Here is a 15,685-nt window from a genome sequence, read left to right as displayed (position 1 = left end):
TTTTTTCTTTTTTGAGTTTATTTGAGAGTGTGATCTTTGGTTAAGCGTGCTTTGATTCGACTCAAACTGATTGGCGTAATGCCCAGGTAGGCCGCAATTTGACTATCGGTAATACGTTGCTTTAAATCTGGGTAATGAGCGCAAAATAATTGATATCGTTCCTCTGGAGAGTAGAGCAACATAAAGCGTTCTTTATTCTCTTTATTAACCAGTTGGTTTTCGAGTAGCTTTAAGTAAATGGCGTGCTTTTCTGCTCGCCAGTGATGCAACGTTTCAATTGGCAAGCAAAATAGCTGACAAGCGCTCAGCGTTTCCAATAAGTAAGGCGAAGGTTGGTCCTTTATTATGCTCTCAAACCCGATAACCCAGTCCTTCTCCCAATAAAATTCTTTACTGAATTCTTTGCCGTGCTCCGTGAGATAGCTTGCGTGGCATAACCCCTCAATGATGAAGTAAAGGTGTGAGCTCAACTCCCCTTGGTGATTAAGAATGTGGCGTGTAGGCAGTTCGAGCAACTCACCATTTTCAATAAGTTGGTTTGCTTCTGTCTCTAAAAAGCCATGATTGACTAAGTCTGAAAAAAGATCGATGTGCATGTGATAACTCGGAAACGGTTTTCTTTATTTTAACGGGTTTTATTGATAACAAAAAAGCGGCTCATGAGAGCCGCTTAGTGTTGCTGTCAAATCAACCTTATTTATTCAGATCGATTTGATAAATTGCGAAACCAATGTCGTCTGTTGACACGCGTTTCATTGGGTATTGTCCTTTCTCTTTGATGAACTGCGCCGCTTTATCGCTAGGGGAGGTTTCGAAACGAATATCTAGCTTGTTATCGGACTTAATCGGTGCGAAAGACCAGTTGTTGTCAGCGCTTGGTGTCACTTCTCCTTTTTCTTCACTCACGCGAGAAATATAAGTGGCGACGACAGAGCGGTTTTCATCTGGTGCGTCAAATGCAATGAAATCTGGGCCTGTACCAGGGAAAGTATTGCTATAAGCACGGTAGTTATTGGTTGCGATGATGAAATCTTGCTTCGGATTGACAGGCTTACCATTGAACGTCAGATTCACAATGCGCTGAGAATCTGGATTAATCACTTTACAATCCGCATCGTACTTCGGCGGTTGGGTAACGTCGATTTGGTAGTTAACCCCATCAATAACATCGAAGTTGTACGTACGGAAATTATCCCAATCAATCAAAGATTGCGGTTTAGGATTGTTGATGTCGATGTGGTTGAATTGACCCGCACTGCACTCTAGCCATTCGCGAACTTCTTTACCTTTCACTTTCATCGCAACCAAGGTGTTTGGGTATAAGTAAAGATCGGCCGCATTACGGAAGGTGAGCTGACCGGATTCTACTTCTGTAAAGTTATTCGGATCGTTCTTACGACCGCCGACTTTAAATGGTGCTGCCGCACTCAGTACTGGAATGTCAGAAAGGTCTGGGTCGCCTTGAATAAAGCGTTCTACGTAGTCTTTCTGAGCAAGGTTAACGATTTGAATGGTGGGGTCGTCCTGCACTAATGCCAAGAAGCTGTACATGACATCATTTGCTTTGCCGATTGGTTGGTTTACAAATTCACGAGTGCCTTTGTGATCATCTTCTAACGCTTTCACAATATCTTCATCGGCTTTAGCTAATGACTTCTTATTTACTTTATCGAAGATAGGGCGTGCTTCTGCTTGGCCTTCGACGACTTGCCATCTGCCGTCTTTCTCTTTCAGCATCAAATCCATCACACCTACGTGACTTCCCCAGCGACCCGGCATCACGGACGTTACACCATTGATGGTCCCTTTATCTATATCAACACCAGGTAGGTTTGCGAAGTCTTTCCCTGGGAAGACTGCGTGAGAGTGGCCAAAAGCAATTGCATCAATACCTTCAACTTCTGTGAGGTAGTAAACAGAGTTTTCAGCGCCTAGCTTGTATGGATCAGTAGAAATGCCCGAGTGTGGAATCGCCACAATCACGTCTGCGCCTTCTTTCTTCATTTGAGGAATCAGTTTCTCTGCTGTTTCCTTAATGTCTTTAGCAAAGACTTTGCCTTCTAAGTTCTTCTTATCCCACACCATAATTTGTGGTGGTACAAAGCCGATGTAACCCACTTTTATTTGATGCGCTTCGCCGTTTGTGTCTTTAAATGTGTGAGTTTTGATGAGGTAAGGCTTGAAGTAATGCTCACCGGTTTGTTTATCAAATACGTTTGCATTGATGTAAGGGAAGTTTGCACCCTTCAACGTCGTTTGTAGGAAATCTAAGCCATAGTTGAACTCATGATTGCCAATGTTGCCCACATCGTAGTCTAGCTGGTTCATCGCTTTGTAGACTGGGTGCACGTCGCCGGGATTAATCCCCTTTGCCGCCATGTAATCGCCCATTGGGCTGCCCTGAATTAAATCACCGTTATCTACTAGTACCGTGTTTTCTGTCTCGGACTTAGCTTGTTTCACTATTGTCGCTGCGCGACTTAAACCGATTTGCTGTGATGGTTGGTCTTTGTAGTAATCGTAATCCATCACGTTGGTGTGAATGTCGGTGGTTTCGATAATACGAAGCTTGATGGTATCGGCCATTGTTGGGCCAGCAAGCGTTAGCATGCCACTTAATACTGCGAGGGAAATAGGATGAACTGCCACTTTCATTTGGTGCTCCAATTCAATGATAAGGGGAAATCGTACTGCGTAATGTATCAAACACAGGTGCAACTCGATGATAAAGATACAGAAAACTGTGAACATTAATCAGTTTACTGAACCTTATTCATATTAACCGCCGACTTTTTCACGCTTTTGAATGAGACCAAACAAAAACTTCTTAGCAGATTTTTGAATAAAAAATGAAATTTTAGAATTTCAGGTAATATAAACGCCCCGCCATAATGCTTGCATAACGATATCAATGGACGATGAGCAAGCACATGGCAACGAACGATTCAGTCACTTCTTTTCCTAAACCAAAGCCCCGGTTAGTTTCTGACAACCCAGTCGCTGGTGTTACTCGTTTTGCAAAGCAATCGCTACAGCCTGGTGAAGTCGCCTTAGTAGGTGCAGGACCAGGCGATCCTGAACTTCTGACGGTGAAAGCACTGAACTGCTTGCAGCAAGCTGACGTGGTTTTGTACGACTACTTGGTGTCTGAAGAAATCATGGCATTGATTCCAAGCGATACGATTTTGGTGTGCGTTGGGAAGCGAGCTGGGCATCACAGTGTGCCGCAGGAGAAGACGAATCAGCTTTTGGTGGATTTTGCCAAGCAGGGCTACAAAGTAGTGCGCATTAAAGGTGGGGATCCGTTTGTATTTGGTCGTGGTGGTGAAGAGTTAGAAGTGCTTGCTGATGCCGGCGTTCGTTTTCAAGTTGTCCCTGGCATTACCGCAGCAGCTGGCGCAACCGCTTATGCTGGTATTCCACTGACTCATCGTGATTATGCGCAATCGGCCATCTTTGTGACTGGCCACTTGAAAGAAGAAAGTGATGAGATGGATTGGTCCACGTTGGCGCGTGGGAATCAGACTTTAGTGATCTACATGGGGCTGATGAAATCACACTATATTCAGAATCAACTCATTAAGCATGGCCGTTCAGCGTCGACTCCGATTGCCATTATTGAGCGTGGCACGCAGATTCAACAAAAAGTATTTACGGGAGAACTCTCCCAACTCTCTGATTTATCGAAGGAAGCACAATCGCCATCTTTGATTGTTGTCGGAGAGGTAGTGCGGCTGTCTCAAAAGTTAGACTGGTTTTTGTCTAGTACTGAATTCAACAAAAGTGCTATTGCCAACTCCATATAATTTCAGACCAAAGATTAGAGACGTAATGCGCCTTCAAGCTTAAAAAGGAAATACAAAACATGGACCAACAACGTTTAACTCACCTTAAACAACTCGAAGCGGAGAGTATCCACATCATCCGTGAAGTTGCGGCTGAGTTTGATAACCCAGTCATGATGTATTCGATTGGTAAAGACTCATCAGTGATGCTGCACCTTGCGCGTAAAGCTTTTTACCCAGGTAAGATTCCATTTCCATTGCTGCATGTTGACACCGATTGGAAGTTCCGCGAGATGATTGAATTTCGTGATCGCACCGCGGCCAAATACGGTTTTGAGCTTTTGGTACATAAGAATCCAGAAGGTCTAGCCATGGGCTGTAGTCCGTTTGTTCATGGTTCTTCTAAGCACACTGACATCATGAAGACTCAAGGCTTAAAACAAGCGCTGAACAAGTACGGTTTTGATGCGGCCTTTGGTGGTGCGCGCCGCGACGAAGAGAAATCACGGGCGAAAGAGCGCGTGTATTCATTCCGCGATAAGAACCATACATGGGATCCTAAAAACCAACGTCCTGAGCTATGGAAGACGTACAACGGCCAGGTCAATAAGGGTGAGAGCATTCGTGTATTCCCGCTGTCTAACTGGACTGAGCTTGATATCTGGCAATACATCTATTTAGAAAACATCGAGATCGTGCCGCTTTACCTCGCGGACAAACGCCCAGTTGTTGAACGCGATGGCATGCTGATCATGGTTGATGATGATCGTATGGAGCTTCAACCGGGTGAAGTGATTGAAGAGAAGAGTGTGCGCTTCCGTACCCTTGGTTGTTATCCATTGACTGGGGCCATCGAGTCTGAAGCAAACACTTTAACTGGCATTATCGAAGAGATGCTGGTGGCAACGTCGAGTGAGCGCCAAGGCCGAGCGATCGACCACGATCAGTCAGGATCGATGGAGCTTAAGAAACGTCAAGGTTACTTCTAAAGGATCTAAGGAAAGATAATGAACAGTGCAGTTGAAGCTCAATTAGCCGAGCTTGGTATCGAAGGCTATTTAACACAACACCAGTACAAGTCGTTACTTAGATTCTTGACTTGTGGCTCGGTGGATGACGGTAAAAGTACATTAATCGGTCGCTTACTCCATGACTCAAAACAAATTTATGAAGATCAGCTAGCGGCAGTGCACTCAGACAGCCAACGTGTGGGCACCACGGGTGAAAAACCTGACCTTGCGTTGTTGGTCGATGGCTTACAAGCTGAGCGCGAGCAGGGGATCACGATTGATGTGGCTTACCGCTATTTCTCGACGCAGAAACGTAAATTCATCATTGCAGATACTCCTGGACACGAGCAGTACACACGTAACATGGCTACAGGCGCATCGACATGTGACTTAGCTGTGATTCTGGTTGATGCACGTAAGGGCATTCTCGATCAAACTCGTCGTCACTCTTTCATTTCCAACCTGTTGGGTTTGAAGCACTTTGTTGTGGCGATCAACAAGATGGACTTAGTGGATTACTCCCAAGAGCGCTTTGAAGAGATCCGCGATGAGTATCTGAAGTTCTCTGAGAATCTGACAGGGGATATTGATATTCAAATCATCCCGATCTCAGCGCTTGAAGGGGACAATGTGGTGGATAAAGGCCAAAACCTGACTTGGTTTAAAGGCCCATCATTGCTTGAGCTTCTTGAAACGGTCGATGTGGATCAAGAAAAAGGCGCGGGTGAATTCCGCTTCCCTGTGCAATACGTTAATCGTCCTAACCTCGATTTCCGTGGTTTTGCGGGGACCATTTCTTCTGGTTCGATCAAAGTCGGTGATGCCATTAAAGCATTGCCATCGGGTAAAACGTCAACTGTGGCACGTATTGTGACCTTTGATGGTGATATCGAAGAAGCTCGTGCCGGATTAGCTGTCACTCTGACGCTAAGCGATGAGATCGATATTAGCCGTGGCGATTTGATTGTTCTAGATAATGCTCAAGTGGAAACCACAAACCATTTGCTTGCCGATGTGGTGTGGATGACAGAGCAACCCCTGCAACCGGGTCGTGACTATGACATCAAAATCGCAGGTAAGAAAACCGTAGGTCATGTTGAAGCGATTCGTCATCAATATGACATTAATAATCTCTCGACTCATAGCTCGGCAGAGCTGCCATTGAATGGTATTGGTTTGTGTGAATGGTCTCTTAATGAGTCAGTCGCGCTGGACAATTATCAAGACTGTGCAGATACCGGTGGCTTTATCATTATCGATCGTCTGACAAACGTGACGGTTGGTGCTGGCATGGTTAAAGAGAGCCTCGCCGTGGTTGAGCGCGATTTGACGGACATCTCTGCGTTTGAAGTTGAGCTTAATGCGCTTGTCCGTAAACACTTCCCACACTGGGAAGCAAAAGACGTCAGCCAGTTTCTGAAAAAGTAACTGGCTCACCCAAGTACGATAATTTCAGGCACTGTTTGCTGTTGTACTTGGGGTGTCGCTACCTAACTGAATTGCGAAATGTCGTTAGGTATTCTCCTAATACCAGAATGCTTCGGTGGAGCCCAAGAAACCGAGCATTCTGATGTTCTTTTCGCTTGCGCTGATTTTTGTCTGTTTGCTCGTTTGTCGGTGATTCATGGATAAATGAGTCGTTGTTGTGCCCTTTAGGGCTATTTGGTAAGGAAAGGCTATGTGGGAACAAGGGTTTGTGTTAGCGATTTTGCTTGGCATTATCACTTGCTTGCTTGTCACGAAAATTAAGCCTAGTTATGTCTTTGCGGGTGCCGCTTTTATTGCATTCATGGCTGGGATGATGGATTCAGCCACTATCGCATCCAATTTTACCAACTCTTCATTGTTAACCCTGGTTCTATTGATTCTTGCATCCTGTGCTCTAGAAAAAACACTGCTGATCAGTTGGGTGAGCCGAAGTATCTCTGAGGGCCAGTTAGGCAGCGTGATTGCTAAGCTCGGTGTATCGACAGCCTTGCTCTCTTCATTTACGAATAATACCGCTGTGGTTGTCTCATTGATTGGGGCGATTAAGCGTAATCAGCAGCATGCACCTTCGAAATTACTTATTCCCTTGTCTTACGCCGCCATTTTTGGTGGCACATTAACTTTGATTGGTACGTCGACTAACTTAATCATCAACAGCTTTGTCGAAGACGCAGGCTTACCGAGCCTGAGCTTTTTTACACCCACGATGATAGGTTTGGCTGTGCTGGTGGGAGGGATGCTGATTCTTATCCCGCTCAGCTACTTGCTACCGAATTATGATGATCAAAACCAAGAAGATTTACCTTACTTTCTTGAGTCTCGCGTTGAGCCAGGCTCACCGCTAGTTGGGCGTACGATCAGCGAGAATAATTTACGTGCGCTGCGCAAACTGTTTCTTGCAGAAGTGGTGCGCGATGGTGTTACTGTTTCTTCTGTGGGACCGGATTTTGTGCTCAATGCAAAAGACCGCCTGTTATTTTGTGGCGATGTTGAGAGCGTCGCGACCCTGCAAGAAATTCCGGGCCTCAAGTTGTTTGGTCAGCAGCACTTAAATGGGCAAAACTTTATCGAAGTTGTGGTGAGCTCGTCGGCGACATTTTGCTACAAAACCCTCAAAGAGAGCCGATTCCGCGACCGATTCGATGCCGTTGTTGTGGCGATTCGCCGAGGCCACGAACGCCTAGAAGGTGGCTTGGGTAGTATTGCCTTAGCGCCAGGAGACACGTTAGTTCTGGTTCCAGGAAAGCGTTTTGAGTCTGAACGCCGAGCTCATCGTAAAGAGTTTGTTTTAGTGCATGACTTGGACTCTAGCGCTCGGCTTGATACGAATAAGTCTTCCATTGTATTACTGGGCTTTGCAGCCGTAATTGGATGCGCTCTATTAGAGTTAGTACCGATTATTAAAGGTCTAGCTGTGTACCTTATCGCGCTTATTGCGTTTGGTATTGTGCAGATTTCAGAACTGCGCCGCCGTTTTCCGATCGATATCGTCGTGATTGTCGGTTCCGCTTTGTCTATTGCTCAACTGATGATCTCTTCTGGATTGTCAGAAAGAATGGGAGTGATGTTTATTGAAGCGTTTAATGGCTGGGGAGTATTTGGTGCCTTGGTGGCGACTTATATCATGACATTGGTACTCACTGAATTGGTGACAAACAATGCCGCGGCTGCGCTTTCTTTTCCTATCGGCTATAGCATGGCGGTGGGTTATGGCGTGGATCCGATGCCATTCATCATGGCGGTTTTGTTCGGCGCGAGTGCGAGCTTTATCTCTCCCTACGGTTACCAAACTAACCTGCTGGTGTACAGCGTAGGAAATTACAAATTGACCGACTACGTGAGAATTGGAGTGCCAATTTCGATTGTGTACTCTGTATTAGTACTTACTTTGATCCCGGTCTTTTTCCCGTTTTAATTCCGATATTTACAAGGATACGTTATGACTGCCGAAACGACGGTAAAAGATGAAAACATTGTTTGGCACCAGCATTCGGTTGATAAACAGTTTCGTGCTGAATTAAAGAAGCAAAAACCTGCCGTATTGTGGTTCACTGGTTTATCTGGAGCGGGTAAATCAACCGTAGCAGGGGCGTTGGAAAATCGCCTTGCAGCATTGGGTTACCACACCTATTTATTGGATGGTGACAATGTACGGCATGGTTTGTGTAGCGATTTAGGTTTTTCTGAACAGGACCGTCGCGAGAACATTCGTCGCATTGGTGAACTGGCGAAGTTGATGGCAGATGCGGGTTTAATTGTTCTGTCGGCGTTTATTTCACCGCATCGTGCAGAGCGGAAGTTAGTGCGCGATTTATTGCCAGAAGGCGAGTTTATTGAAGTGTATGTCAATGCATCTCTAGAGGTTTGCGAAGGTCGAGATCCTAAGGGTTTATACCGTAAAGCCCGTGCGGGAGAGATTCCTAATTTCACTGGTATTGATTCGGAATATCAAGCGCCAGAGAACCCTGAAATCGATTTGCCCGCAGGAGAAAAGAGTGTCGAGGAGTTGGTGGGTTTGTGCTTAATCGATCTTAAACAACGCGGTGTGATCCGATAAAAAAGCATTTAGATCATAGGTGACCTAAAGCTCTTTGAGCGGCTGGAGAAGTATTTGGATCATAGGTGGTCAAATGCTTCTCCAACTGGCTAGACAGTATGATGAACCGTACTTTTAGCTTCACTATGGACACTAAATCTATGATTTAACAGTGCAAGCATTTGATCGTAGTATTCGGCATGTGGTTTGTTTCCGAGCAAGGTACAGAGCTCATTGCCTGTGGGTGTGAAGCGGTAATATAAAAGGCGGACACCTTTACTGTTTACGTTCAGCGACAAGTTTTTACCTTGGTAGGTGAGGACCAACGGTGTCTCGATACTAATTTCGCCAGATTCAAGTTCGGCACTGTGCAGCAGCCCTAATTCAATTAAGAGCAACAAGCTTGAATACGGCAGTTGAAAACTTCCCATATTTAGGCTGTTGGCGACGTCTCGCTTGCCGAAGCTAAATATGCCTCCTTGCGCTTTGTAACCAATCAGCAGTTTTCTGCTGTGATCCCCTCCAAAACTGCACGCTAAAGAGGCGGCTCTTTGCAGAGTTTGTGCTTCCTTTGGTGACATATCTTTGAGGGTTTTCAACGCTTTCATGGATGTTGAACCCGGATTGGTCACTTCACGCTTCATCACTTGAGCCCATAGCTTTTGCATCGCGCTGTTATGGATGTCTTGAGCCATCTCAAAAAATCGATGCAACCAATCTTGGTCTGGCTCTCCCGCTGTCTCATCTCGGCATGAACTGTGCGCTAATTTTAAAATCTGTTCTAAGTTTTTTTGTCGCTGTTCTTGGCGTCTTTGCTCTCGCAATTGGGCTCTTTCAAACGCAGATTTGGCTGGCGGTTCGGTTTGCAGTAAGGCGTCAAGACCGTGTATTTGGGCAATGGTTTTTACCTTACTAGCACTGTCTTTTATGTAGCCTTGTTTCTTTTCTTGTTGCGTATTTTTTTTTGTGTCTGACTGATGTTCGATGACAACAGGTTGCTTTGTCGGGTCTGCCATTCGTTTTCCTACCAAGAACTGCGCGGTTCGCACGTTTAAATTTACACCTTATCTGACCAAGCGACCAGACAGGAGTTCTCAGTTTTTGAACGAATAGGGCTATTCAAAATGATAATGAGTTGTTAAAATTGTTATCGTTATTTTGGAGGGGCTATGAAGTTCTCAGAAGCAGGTAAACTCAAAAAGCACCTGTCGATAGCGTTTCTTTTGGTTATTTATGTGGGCGTGTTAGCGTATTTATCTCGTTATATCGTGTAGCACAAAGCTAAAAAAGGCGCCAGTGTGACGCCTTAGGTGTAGCGAGGCTTATCGACGACTTAAATTACATATCGTCGTAGGCTTCTATTTCTGATCCCTCAATAACGTAAGCCGTTTCTGCCAGTTCGTGGTTTATCGTCTCGGTTTTCAACGTTCCAACCACATATATAACATCCCACAACTCTTGAACAGGCGCGCCTTTCGGAAACTTCACGTAAATGATCTGGTTTGGAGGCGGTGGTGGCACGTGAATACAAGCTCCAAAATATGGCACCAATAAAAATTCGGTGACGGTATCGGCATCACCTTCAAGTGGGATAACAAACCCCGGAATTTTAACTTGGCTTCCGTTCAGTTCTGGTCGAACGTTACCAATCTTGGACTGCTGGGCTGCGCCACCACTGTGATCAGATGCGGGCATGCCTATACTGTCGAACAATTTACGCTCTTTTTCTGGAACAAGGTCAATCCAGTCAAGCTTTAATGGTTCTTCGCTGGCCATAACAGGCGCTGTGAATGCGACGACCAGCAAGCAACTTGCGAGTATTTTTTTCCACATTTTATTAAATCCTTATTGTCATTCCGTCACTCAGTGACTGTCGGTAGGCGCGGAGTGCGGGAATGAAACCAATCACAATACCAGCGCATTGTACGAAACCTAATAGCATCCACTCATAAGTAGATAAGATGCTTAAGGTGAGATGTATTCCATAGTGCTGTTGGATGATCGGCTGCGCGATAGTAAGAATGGCATACAGCCCAGTAACGCCAGTAATAATACCAGCAGCAGTGAGCAAGCTGGCTTCACTAATTAATAGTGAGAAAACATGACGAGGCCTTGCTCCCATGGCTCGCAAAATCGCCATTTCACGGCGGCGTTCCTGTAGGCTAGTTAATAGACTGCTTAACATACCTAACAACCCTGCGATCACGACAAAACCAGATACTGCCATTAGGGCTTGCTCTGCAACCGACATCATTCCCCATAACTCATGCAACGCAACGCCGGGCATAATGGCGCTGAGCGGCTCTTTGGGGTAGGTGTTAATTTGTCTTTGCAGGGCGAAAGTTTGAATACGAGATTTCAAACCAACGAGCATAGCGGTAATTTGTTTGGGCTGAAAGTCTCTGTTTTTGAGATCTTGTGCCTTGGGTGTCGGGCCCAAACGCGCACCACTTTCCCATCCGACGTGAATGGCTTCGATGGCTTCCAATGATACATGGACAGTTTTGTCGACTGGTGTTCCTGTAGGTGCAAGGATACCGACAACTTTAAATGGCAGATTGTCATGACGGCTAAAGCCAACGTCGCTAATGCCGTGGGCAATGATGATTTCGCTACCGATATCATAACCAAGTTGTTTAGCGACATCAGAACCTAGCACGGTTTCAAATAAACCATTGAATTCTCTGCCCTTGCTAAATGTTAGTGGTTGCTTACTTCCAAACTTGTAATGCTCAAAGTAACTGTGATTGGTTCCCATAACTCGGAAGCCTTTATGCGAGTCGCCAAGCGAGATTGGAATAGCCCAATCGACTGAACGATGATTGGCAAACTCTTGGTAGCTTTTCCAATCGATGTTGTTGGTCGCATTACCAATACGAAACACAGAATAGAGCAATAGGTTCACTTGCCCAGAGCGTCCACCAATAATGAGGTCAGTGCCTGAAATTGTATTGGCGAAGCTATCCTTCGCTTGAGTTCGGATACGCTCGACGCCCAAGAGGAGTACCACTGAAATCGCAACGGTCATGATGGTTAGAATTGCCGTCGCTTTGCGGTTCATCAAGCTTTTCCAGGCGAGCTTTACAACAGCACTCATGATATGGCTCCTAGGCTAGATACTTGATTAATGTCGGGTAGATTGAGCGTGCGATCGAATAAGGGTTCGAGTGTTGGGTCGTGGCTAACGAATACCAGTGTGGCATTGGCTTGATTCGCTTGCTCCATAAGGAGCTCAATAAATGCTTTACGATTGTCATAGTCTAAAGCTGAGGTTGGTTCGTCAGCGATCACTAACTCTGGATGTCCTATCAGAGCTCGAGCCGCAGCCACACGTTGTTGTTGACCAATACTCAATTCAGAGACAGGGCGTGTATGAAGCTCGTTTGGCAAGTGCAGTCGTTCTAGTAGGGCCTGAGCCTGTTCATTTAATGTTTGAGATGAGGCACCTAAATGGGCACGGTCACGTCGTATTTTACTGAACTGACATGGCAATAATACGTTTTCAAGTACGTTAAGGTACGGCAATAAATTGAACTGTTGAAAGATGTAGCCAATATGATTGGCGCGAAAGCGGTCTCTCTGACTGGCACTTAAACTAGCAAGGTCAGTATCGAGTACAGATAGAGAGCCTGAAGTTAATGTGTTAATCCCCGTCAACAAAGCGAGCAAGGTCGATTTACCGCAGCCACTTGGACCTTTGATAAACACATGCTCGCCTTGTGTAATGTGTAATTTGGGGATGTGGATGGTTGGGTTGGTTGAACCGGGCCAGAAAAATTGGGCATCCTCTAGCTCGACAACATTTGGTGTGGTTTCAGTCATATTAAATCACCAAAGCTGTGGCGTGTAAGTGGGTACTCACACGCCACTCGTGTTATTTGATTACGATTTGGGTGTTATCTTTGCTTAATTTAATTGCTGATTGCATGGTATCAGTGAATATATTGACGCTGATGGACTCTGTAGTTGGGAATTGGTTAAACCAATCGGTTTGGATTTGGCTAAGCTGATTAACTTGTTCGCAATTGAAGCGATATTGCACCGAAAACTCACCGTGACCGCCATGATCGTGCGCCTCATCATGATCGTCATGGTGGTCATGTTTATCATGATGTTCATTATGATCATGGTGTTCGTGTCCTTCATGATCGTGATGTGCATGGTCATCATGGTCGTGCTCACTATGATCATGTTCCTCATGAGTTTCGCTTAGGTTGTGGCTCACGTAAGCTTCTTCAACATTACAATCAGCTTGTGAGTTAATAGCGAACAATGCGTTGCTGTCTTCGAGTGTAGCGACGGCTTGTTTAAGCGCTTGCTCTTGTTGTGCGTTTTCTGGAGCATGTTCGAAACCCACAACATCAGCTCCAGGAGCTGTGATCTCTACTAACAGATCTTTGCCATCTTGGGCGATATTAAACTCGACGTGACCATGCACATGAGCACCATGCTGGCGGTATTCGTTTGCATTCGCTGCTGTCGATAAAGTGAGGCCAATAGCAAGGGCTAAAACGTGTTTTGATGACATTGTATTTTTCCTAATTTTACTGGCATTAACCAAAGGCGGTATTGCTCAGATTCGAGTTTCACTAAGTTATTGTTCCTGACACACTAGGTGCGGAAATGAACTCAATAATTTTGAGTGTGGAATAGTTTGGAAATTAAGCAAAATAAGGAGGGGCACGAGCAGCGCCAAGAACTTCTTCGCCGTACACGAGATGCAAAAAAACATGATGATGCTGGGCGCGCGTAAAAGTCGGTGTAGAGAGGGTAGGTTGTACCTTTGCTATACCGTGCTGAACACCAGAAAATAATTGGCAATGATGATGGGTATGATGGTCGGGCGTCAGATCGACTTGATGGAGTACAACCGCAAAGTTCCAAGCGATCAGCAACGCAACACTGAAAAATAAAGCAGTGCGATACCAATATCTTAGTGTTTTTTGCTGGTGGTGGTACATCTGAGCTCCTCTTACCGACTGTTATAATATAACACCCATAATGAATAAAAGTTCACTCTTTTGTTGGCTAGCAGAAAAATTTAACTCCACACATACGTGCCGAAAAATATTGGTAATACTCTCTGTGGAAGTGTCGCACTTATAAAGAGCAGAGTTGTCACTGCCCATGCTTCTAATCAAATTCATATAGCTCCTTACAACAAGAACAAGGAGCCATTCAATGAAGCTAGATGTTCTGTTTAATAAGCTCAATGACTTTTGTTATCTCATCTTGCTCAAGTGCGCCCTCTTTGACAAACAGAACTTTGCCCGTTTTGTCTTGAACAATAATGGCCGAGCTTTCTTCTTTCAGGTCCCAAGTATTGGCAACTACGCCATTTTCATCAAGAACCATGGATGACCAAGGAAACTCTTTTTTGCTGTCTTGAGCTGAAGACTTCACGAAAGAGCCTGTCCCCCAAATTGCATCATCTTGGTTGATGATAGTCGTCGTCTGGTAGCTTTCTTGTGGAAAATTTGCCGCTGTTATTGCCGACATTAAAGGGGCATTCATCTCTTTTGAACTGCTACGGCCTGCGATGGCTTGAATAACACGAACTTTGCCTTGCATATGTTGAGTTGCCCAGGGTTGGTATGCAACGCCTTCGCCTTGTAAAACAATCTCGCCGTAAGCGGCAACATTGACAGGAGGAACGCTTTTTCCTACTGATAAGTTGTGTGCAAAGGTCAAGCTTGGCGTTAAGGCCAGTAGTAGAGGTAGGAGAGTCTTAGTTTTCATATTGTTATATTCCGTACGAGGTTTGGAAGCTTCCAGTATATATCCAGATCTTAGAAATTTGTAGGACCGTTTATAACATTTATTTAACGTATGGAGTGGTGTAATCTTGCGTTATATTTAGAATTTGCTAAAATGAGTTCCGTCGCAAATTGCGCATTAAGATTGCAGAGGAAAAATAAGCAATCCGTGTTTTCTCAAAGGAATTGAGGTGAGTTATGCTACGTGAGTTTGCTGTATATCGACCATTACAAGTGGCCCGTTTTGTTAAAACGTTGTTCAAAGGTCAGTTTTTTATTGTCGGGGTTGGTTGTTTTCAGTTCGACAATGGCAAAGTGTTACTACCTGACGTCAACGATCATAAAAGGCTCACCATCTTTAAAGAAGTCAACCAAGTGATAGCATCATTATCGGCTTAGTTAGCTTGGTACCCACTTAGATTTAGAAAAGAGCGACCATATCGGTCGCTCTTTTTGATGCTGGTTAGGTTTATCCTTGGAGGCTTGGTGGGAAGCAAACTCCCGTTCCTCCGATGCCACAGTAACCATCAGGGTTTTTCGCCAAATATTGCTGGTGGTAGGTTTCCGCAAAGTAATACGGACCTGCTGGTTGTATTTCGGTGGTGATGTTCGCGCGTTGCTCTTCTTGCAGTGCTTGTTGATACAAGAGTTTCGATTTCTCTGCGCTCTCGAGTTGCTCCGTCGAATAAGTGTAAATTGCAGAACGATATTGAGTACCTAAGTCGTTACCTTGACGCATTCCCTGAGTTGGGTCGTGTTTTTCCCAAAAAACAGCCAGTAGCTTTTCTAATGAGATGACGCGTTCATCGAAAACGACTCGTACGACTTCTGTATGACCCGTTTTACCTGTACAGACCTCTTCATAGGTGGGATTGGGTGTATATCCCCCAGCGTAACCGACCGAAGTGGATACAACGCCGTCGAGTTGCCAAAATACGCGCTCAGCGCCCCAAAAACAGCCCATTCCGAGCAAAATCTGCTGTTGGTGTGACGCAAGAGGCGCCTTTAGGTTAGATTTATTTACAAAATGATGATCGTCAACCTGCATTGGTTGATCTCTACCTGGCAAGGCATCTTCTATACTGATCAATGTTTGTTTGTTGAGCATGG

General features: G+C 45.1%; 16 protein-coding genes. 6 read left to right on the top strand and 10 right to left on the bottom strand.

All coding sequences use genetic code 11. The annotated features are described in order from the left end of the window. Positions 1–17: 17 nt before the first annotated feature. Together R7093_RS11340 and cpdB are read right to left on the bottom strand one after the other, a co-directional pair. Positions 18–596, bottom strand: a complete 579-nt coding sequence (locus tag R7093_RS11340) for a Crp/Fnr family transcriptional regulator (RefSeq protein ID WP_005379584.1) — start codon at positions 594–596, stop codon at positions 18–20. 97 nt (positions 597–693) lie between these two features. Next, a complete protein-coding gene (gene cpdB / locus R7093_RS11335; RefSeq protein ID WP_318146657.1) occupies positions 694–2,655 on the bottom strand; it encodes a 2',3'-cyclic-nucleotide 2'-phosphodiesterase in 1,962 nt (653 codons plus the stop codon). 275 nt (positions 2,656–2,930) lie between these two features. Between cpdB and cobA the strand changes: the two genes are divergently transcribed. The 5 genes from cobA to cysC all read left to right on the top strand — a co-directional run bounded on the left by cobA (position 2,931) and on the right by cysC (position 8,840). Next, positions 2,931–3,806: a uroporphyrinogen-III C-methyltransferase gene (cobA, locus tag R7093_RS11330; RefSeq protein ID WP_031780800.1), complete on the top strand. Its 876-nt coding sequence runs from the start codon at positions 2,931–2,933 to the stop codon at positions 3,804–3,806. A 59-nt stretch (positions 3,807–3,865) separates the two neighbouring features. Then, the gene (gene cysD / locus R7093_RS11325; protein ID WP_005379592.1) at positions 3,866–4,774 is read left to right on the top strand and encodes a sulfate adenylyltransferase subunit CysD; all 909 of its coding nucleotides are present in this window, start codon (positions 3,866–3,868) and stop codon (positions 4,772–4,774) included. 18 nt (positions 4,775–4,792) lie between these two features. Beyond that, on the top strand, positions 4,793–6,223 hold the full coding sequence (cysN, locus tag R7093_RS11320; RefSeq protein WP_017633444.1) for a sulfate adenylyltransferase subunit CysN: 1,431 nt from the start codon (positions 4,793–4,795) through the stop codon (positions 6,221–6,223). Positions 6,224–6,473: 250 nt separating this feature from the next. Beyond that, a complete protein-coding gene (locus tag R7093_RS11315; RefSeq protein WP_318146656.1) occupies positions 6,474–8,198 on the top strand; it encodes an SLC13 family permease in 1,725 nt (574 codons plus the stop codon). A 24-nt stretch (positions 8,199–8,222) separates the two neighbouring features. Then, positions 8,223–8,840, top strand: a complete 618-nt coding sequence (gene cysC / locus R7093_RS11310; RefSeq protein ID WP_318146655.1) for an adenylyl-sulfate kinase — start codon at positions 8,223–8,225, stop codon at positions 8,838–8,840. An 89-nt stretch (positions 8,841–8,929) separates the two neighbouring features. Here cysC and R7093_RS11305 read toward each other — a convergent pair whose 3' ends face one another. From R7093_RS11305 to R7093_RS11275, 7 genes are all read right to left on the bottom strand, one after another. Beyond that, positions 8,930–9,835 carry a TIGR03899 family protein gene (locus R7093_RS11305; RefSeq protein WP_005379599.1) on the bottom strand — a complete coding sequence of 302 codons (906 nt, stop codon included), beginning with the start codon at positions 9,833–9,835 and terminating at the stop codon, positions 8,930–8,932. 322 nt (positions 9,836–10,157) lie between these two features. Next, on the bottom strand, positions 10,158–10,652 hold the full coding sequence (locus tag R7093_RS11300) for a DUF3299 domain-containing protein (RefSeq protein WP_005379600.1): 495 nt from the start codon (positions 10,650–10,652) through the stop codon (positions 10,158–10,160). A gap of 4 nt (positions 10,653–10,656) precedes the next feature. Continuing rightward, complete coding sequence (locus R7093_RS11295) at positions 10,657–11,916, bottom strand: ABC transporter permease (RefSeq protein ID WP_047101909.1); 1,260 nt, start codon at positions 11,914–11,916, stop codon at positions 10,657–10,659. Continuing rightward, positions 11,913–12,641: an ABC transporter ATP-binding protein gene (locus R7093_RS11290; RefSeq protein WP_005379603.1), complete on the bottom strand. Its 729-nt coding sequence runs from the start codon at positions 12,639–12,641 to the stop codon at positions 11,913–11,915. Before R7093_RS11290 ends, R7093_RS11295 begins: the two co-directional genes overlap by 4 nt. A gap of 52 nt (positions 12,642–12,693) precedes the next feature. Continuing rightward, the gene (zrgA, locus tag R7093_RS11285) at positions 12,694–13,347 is read right to left on the bottom strand and encodes a zinc uptake protein ZrgA (protein ID WP_025768357.1); all 654 of its coding nucleotides are present in this window, start codon (positions 13,345–13,347) and stop codon (positions 12,694–12,696) included. Positions 13,348–13,480: 133 nt separating this feature from the next. After that, entirely contained in the window at positions 13,481–13,780 is a 300-nt protein-coding gene (locus R7093_RS11280; protein ID WP_005379608.1) for a DUF2607 family protein, read from the bottom strand. A 226-nt stretch (positions 13,781–14,006) separates the two neighbouring features. Further along, positions 14,007–14,558 (bottom strand): YtfJ family protein, encoded by a 552-nt coding sequence (locus R7093_RS11275; protein ID WP_005383122.1) that lies wholly within the window; start codon positions 14,556–14,558, stop codon positions 14,007–14,009. A 215-nt stretch (positions 14,559–14,773) separates the two neighbouring features. On the opposite strand from R7093_RS11275, the gene R7093_RS11270 reads away from it, so the two are divergent. Beyond that, the gene (locus R7093_RS11270) at positions 14,774–14,974 is read left to right on the top strand and encodes a DUF1107 domain-containing protein (RefSeq protein WP_005379612.1); all 201 of its coding nucleotides are present in this window, start codon (positions 14,774–14,776) and stop codon (positions 14,972–14,974) included. Between the two features lie 70 nt (positions 14,975–15,044). Here R7093_RS11270 and msrA read toward each other — a convergent pair whose 3' ends face one another. Next, the gene (gene msrA, locus R7093_RS11265) at positions 15,045–15,683 is read right to left on the bottom strand and encodes a peptide-methionine (S)-S-oxide reductase MsrA (protein WP_047101912.1); all 639 of its coding nucleotides are present in this window, start codon (positions 15,681–15,683) and stop codon (positions 15,045–15,047) included. Between the last annotated feature and the right edge of the window lie 2 nt (positions 15,684–15,685).

The sequence above is a fragment of the Vibrio sp. 1580 genome, assembly GCF_033340055.1.
This window is presented reverse-complemented; position numbering and strand designations above follow the sequence as displayed.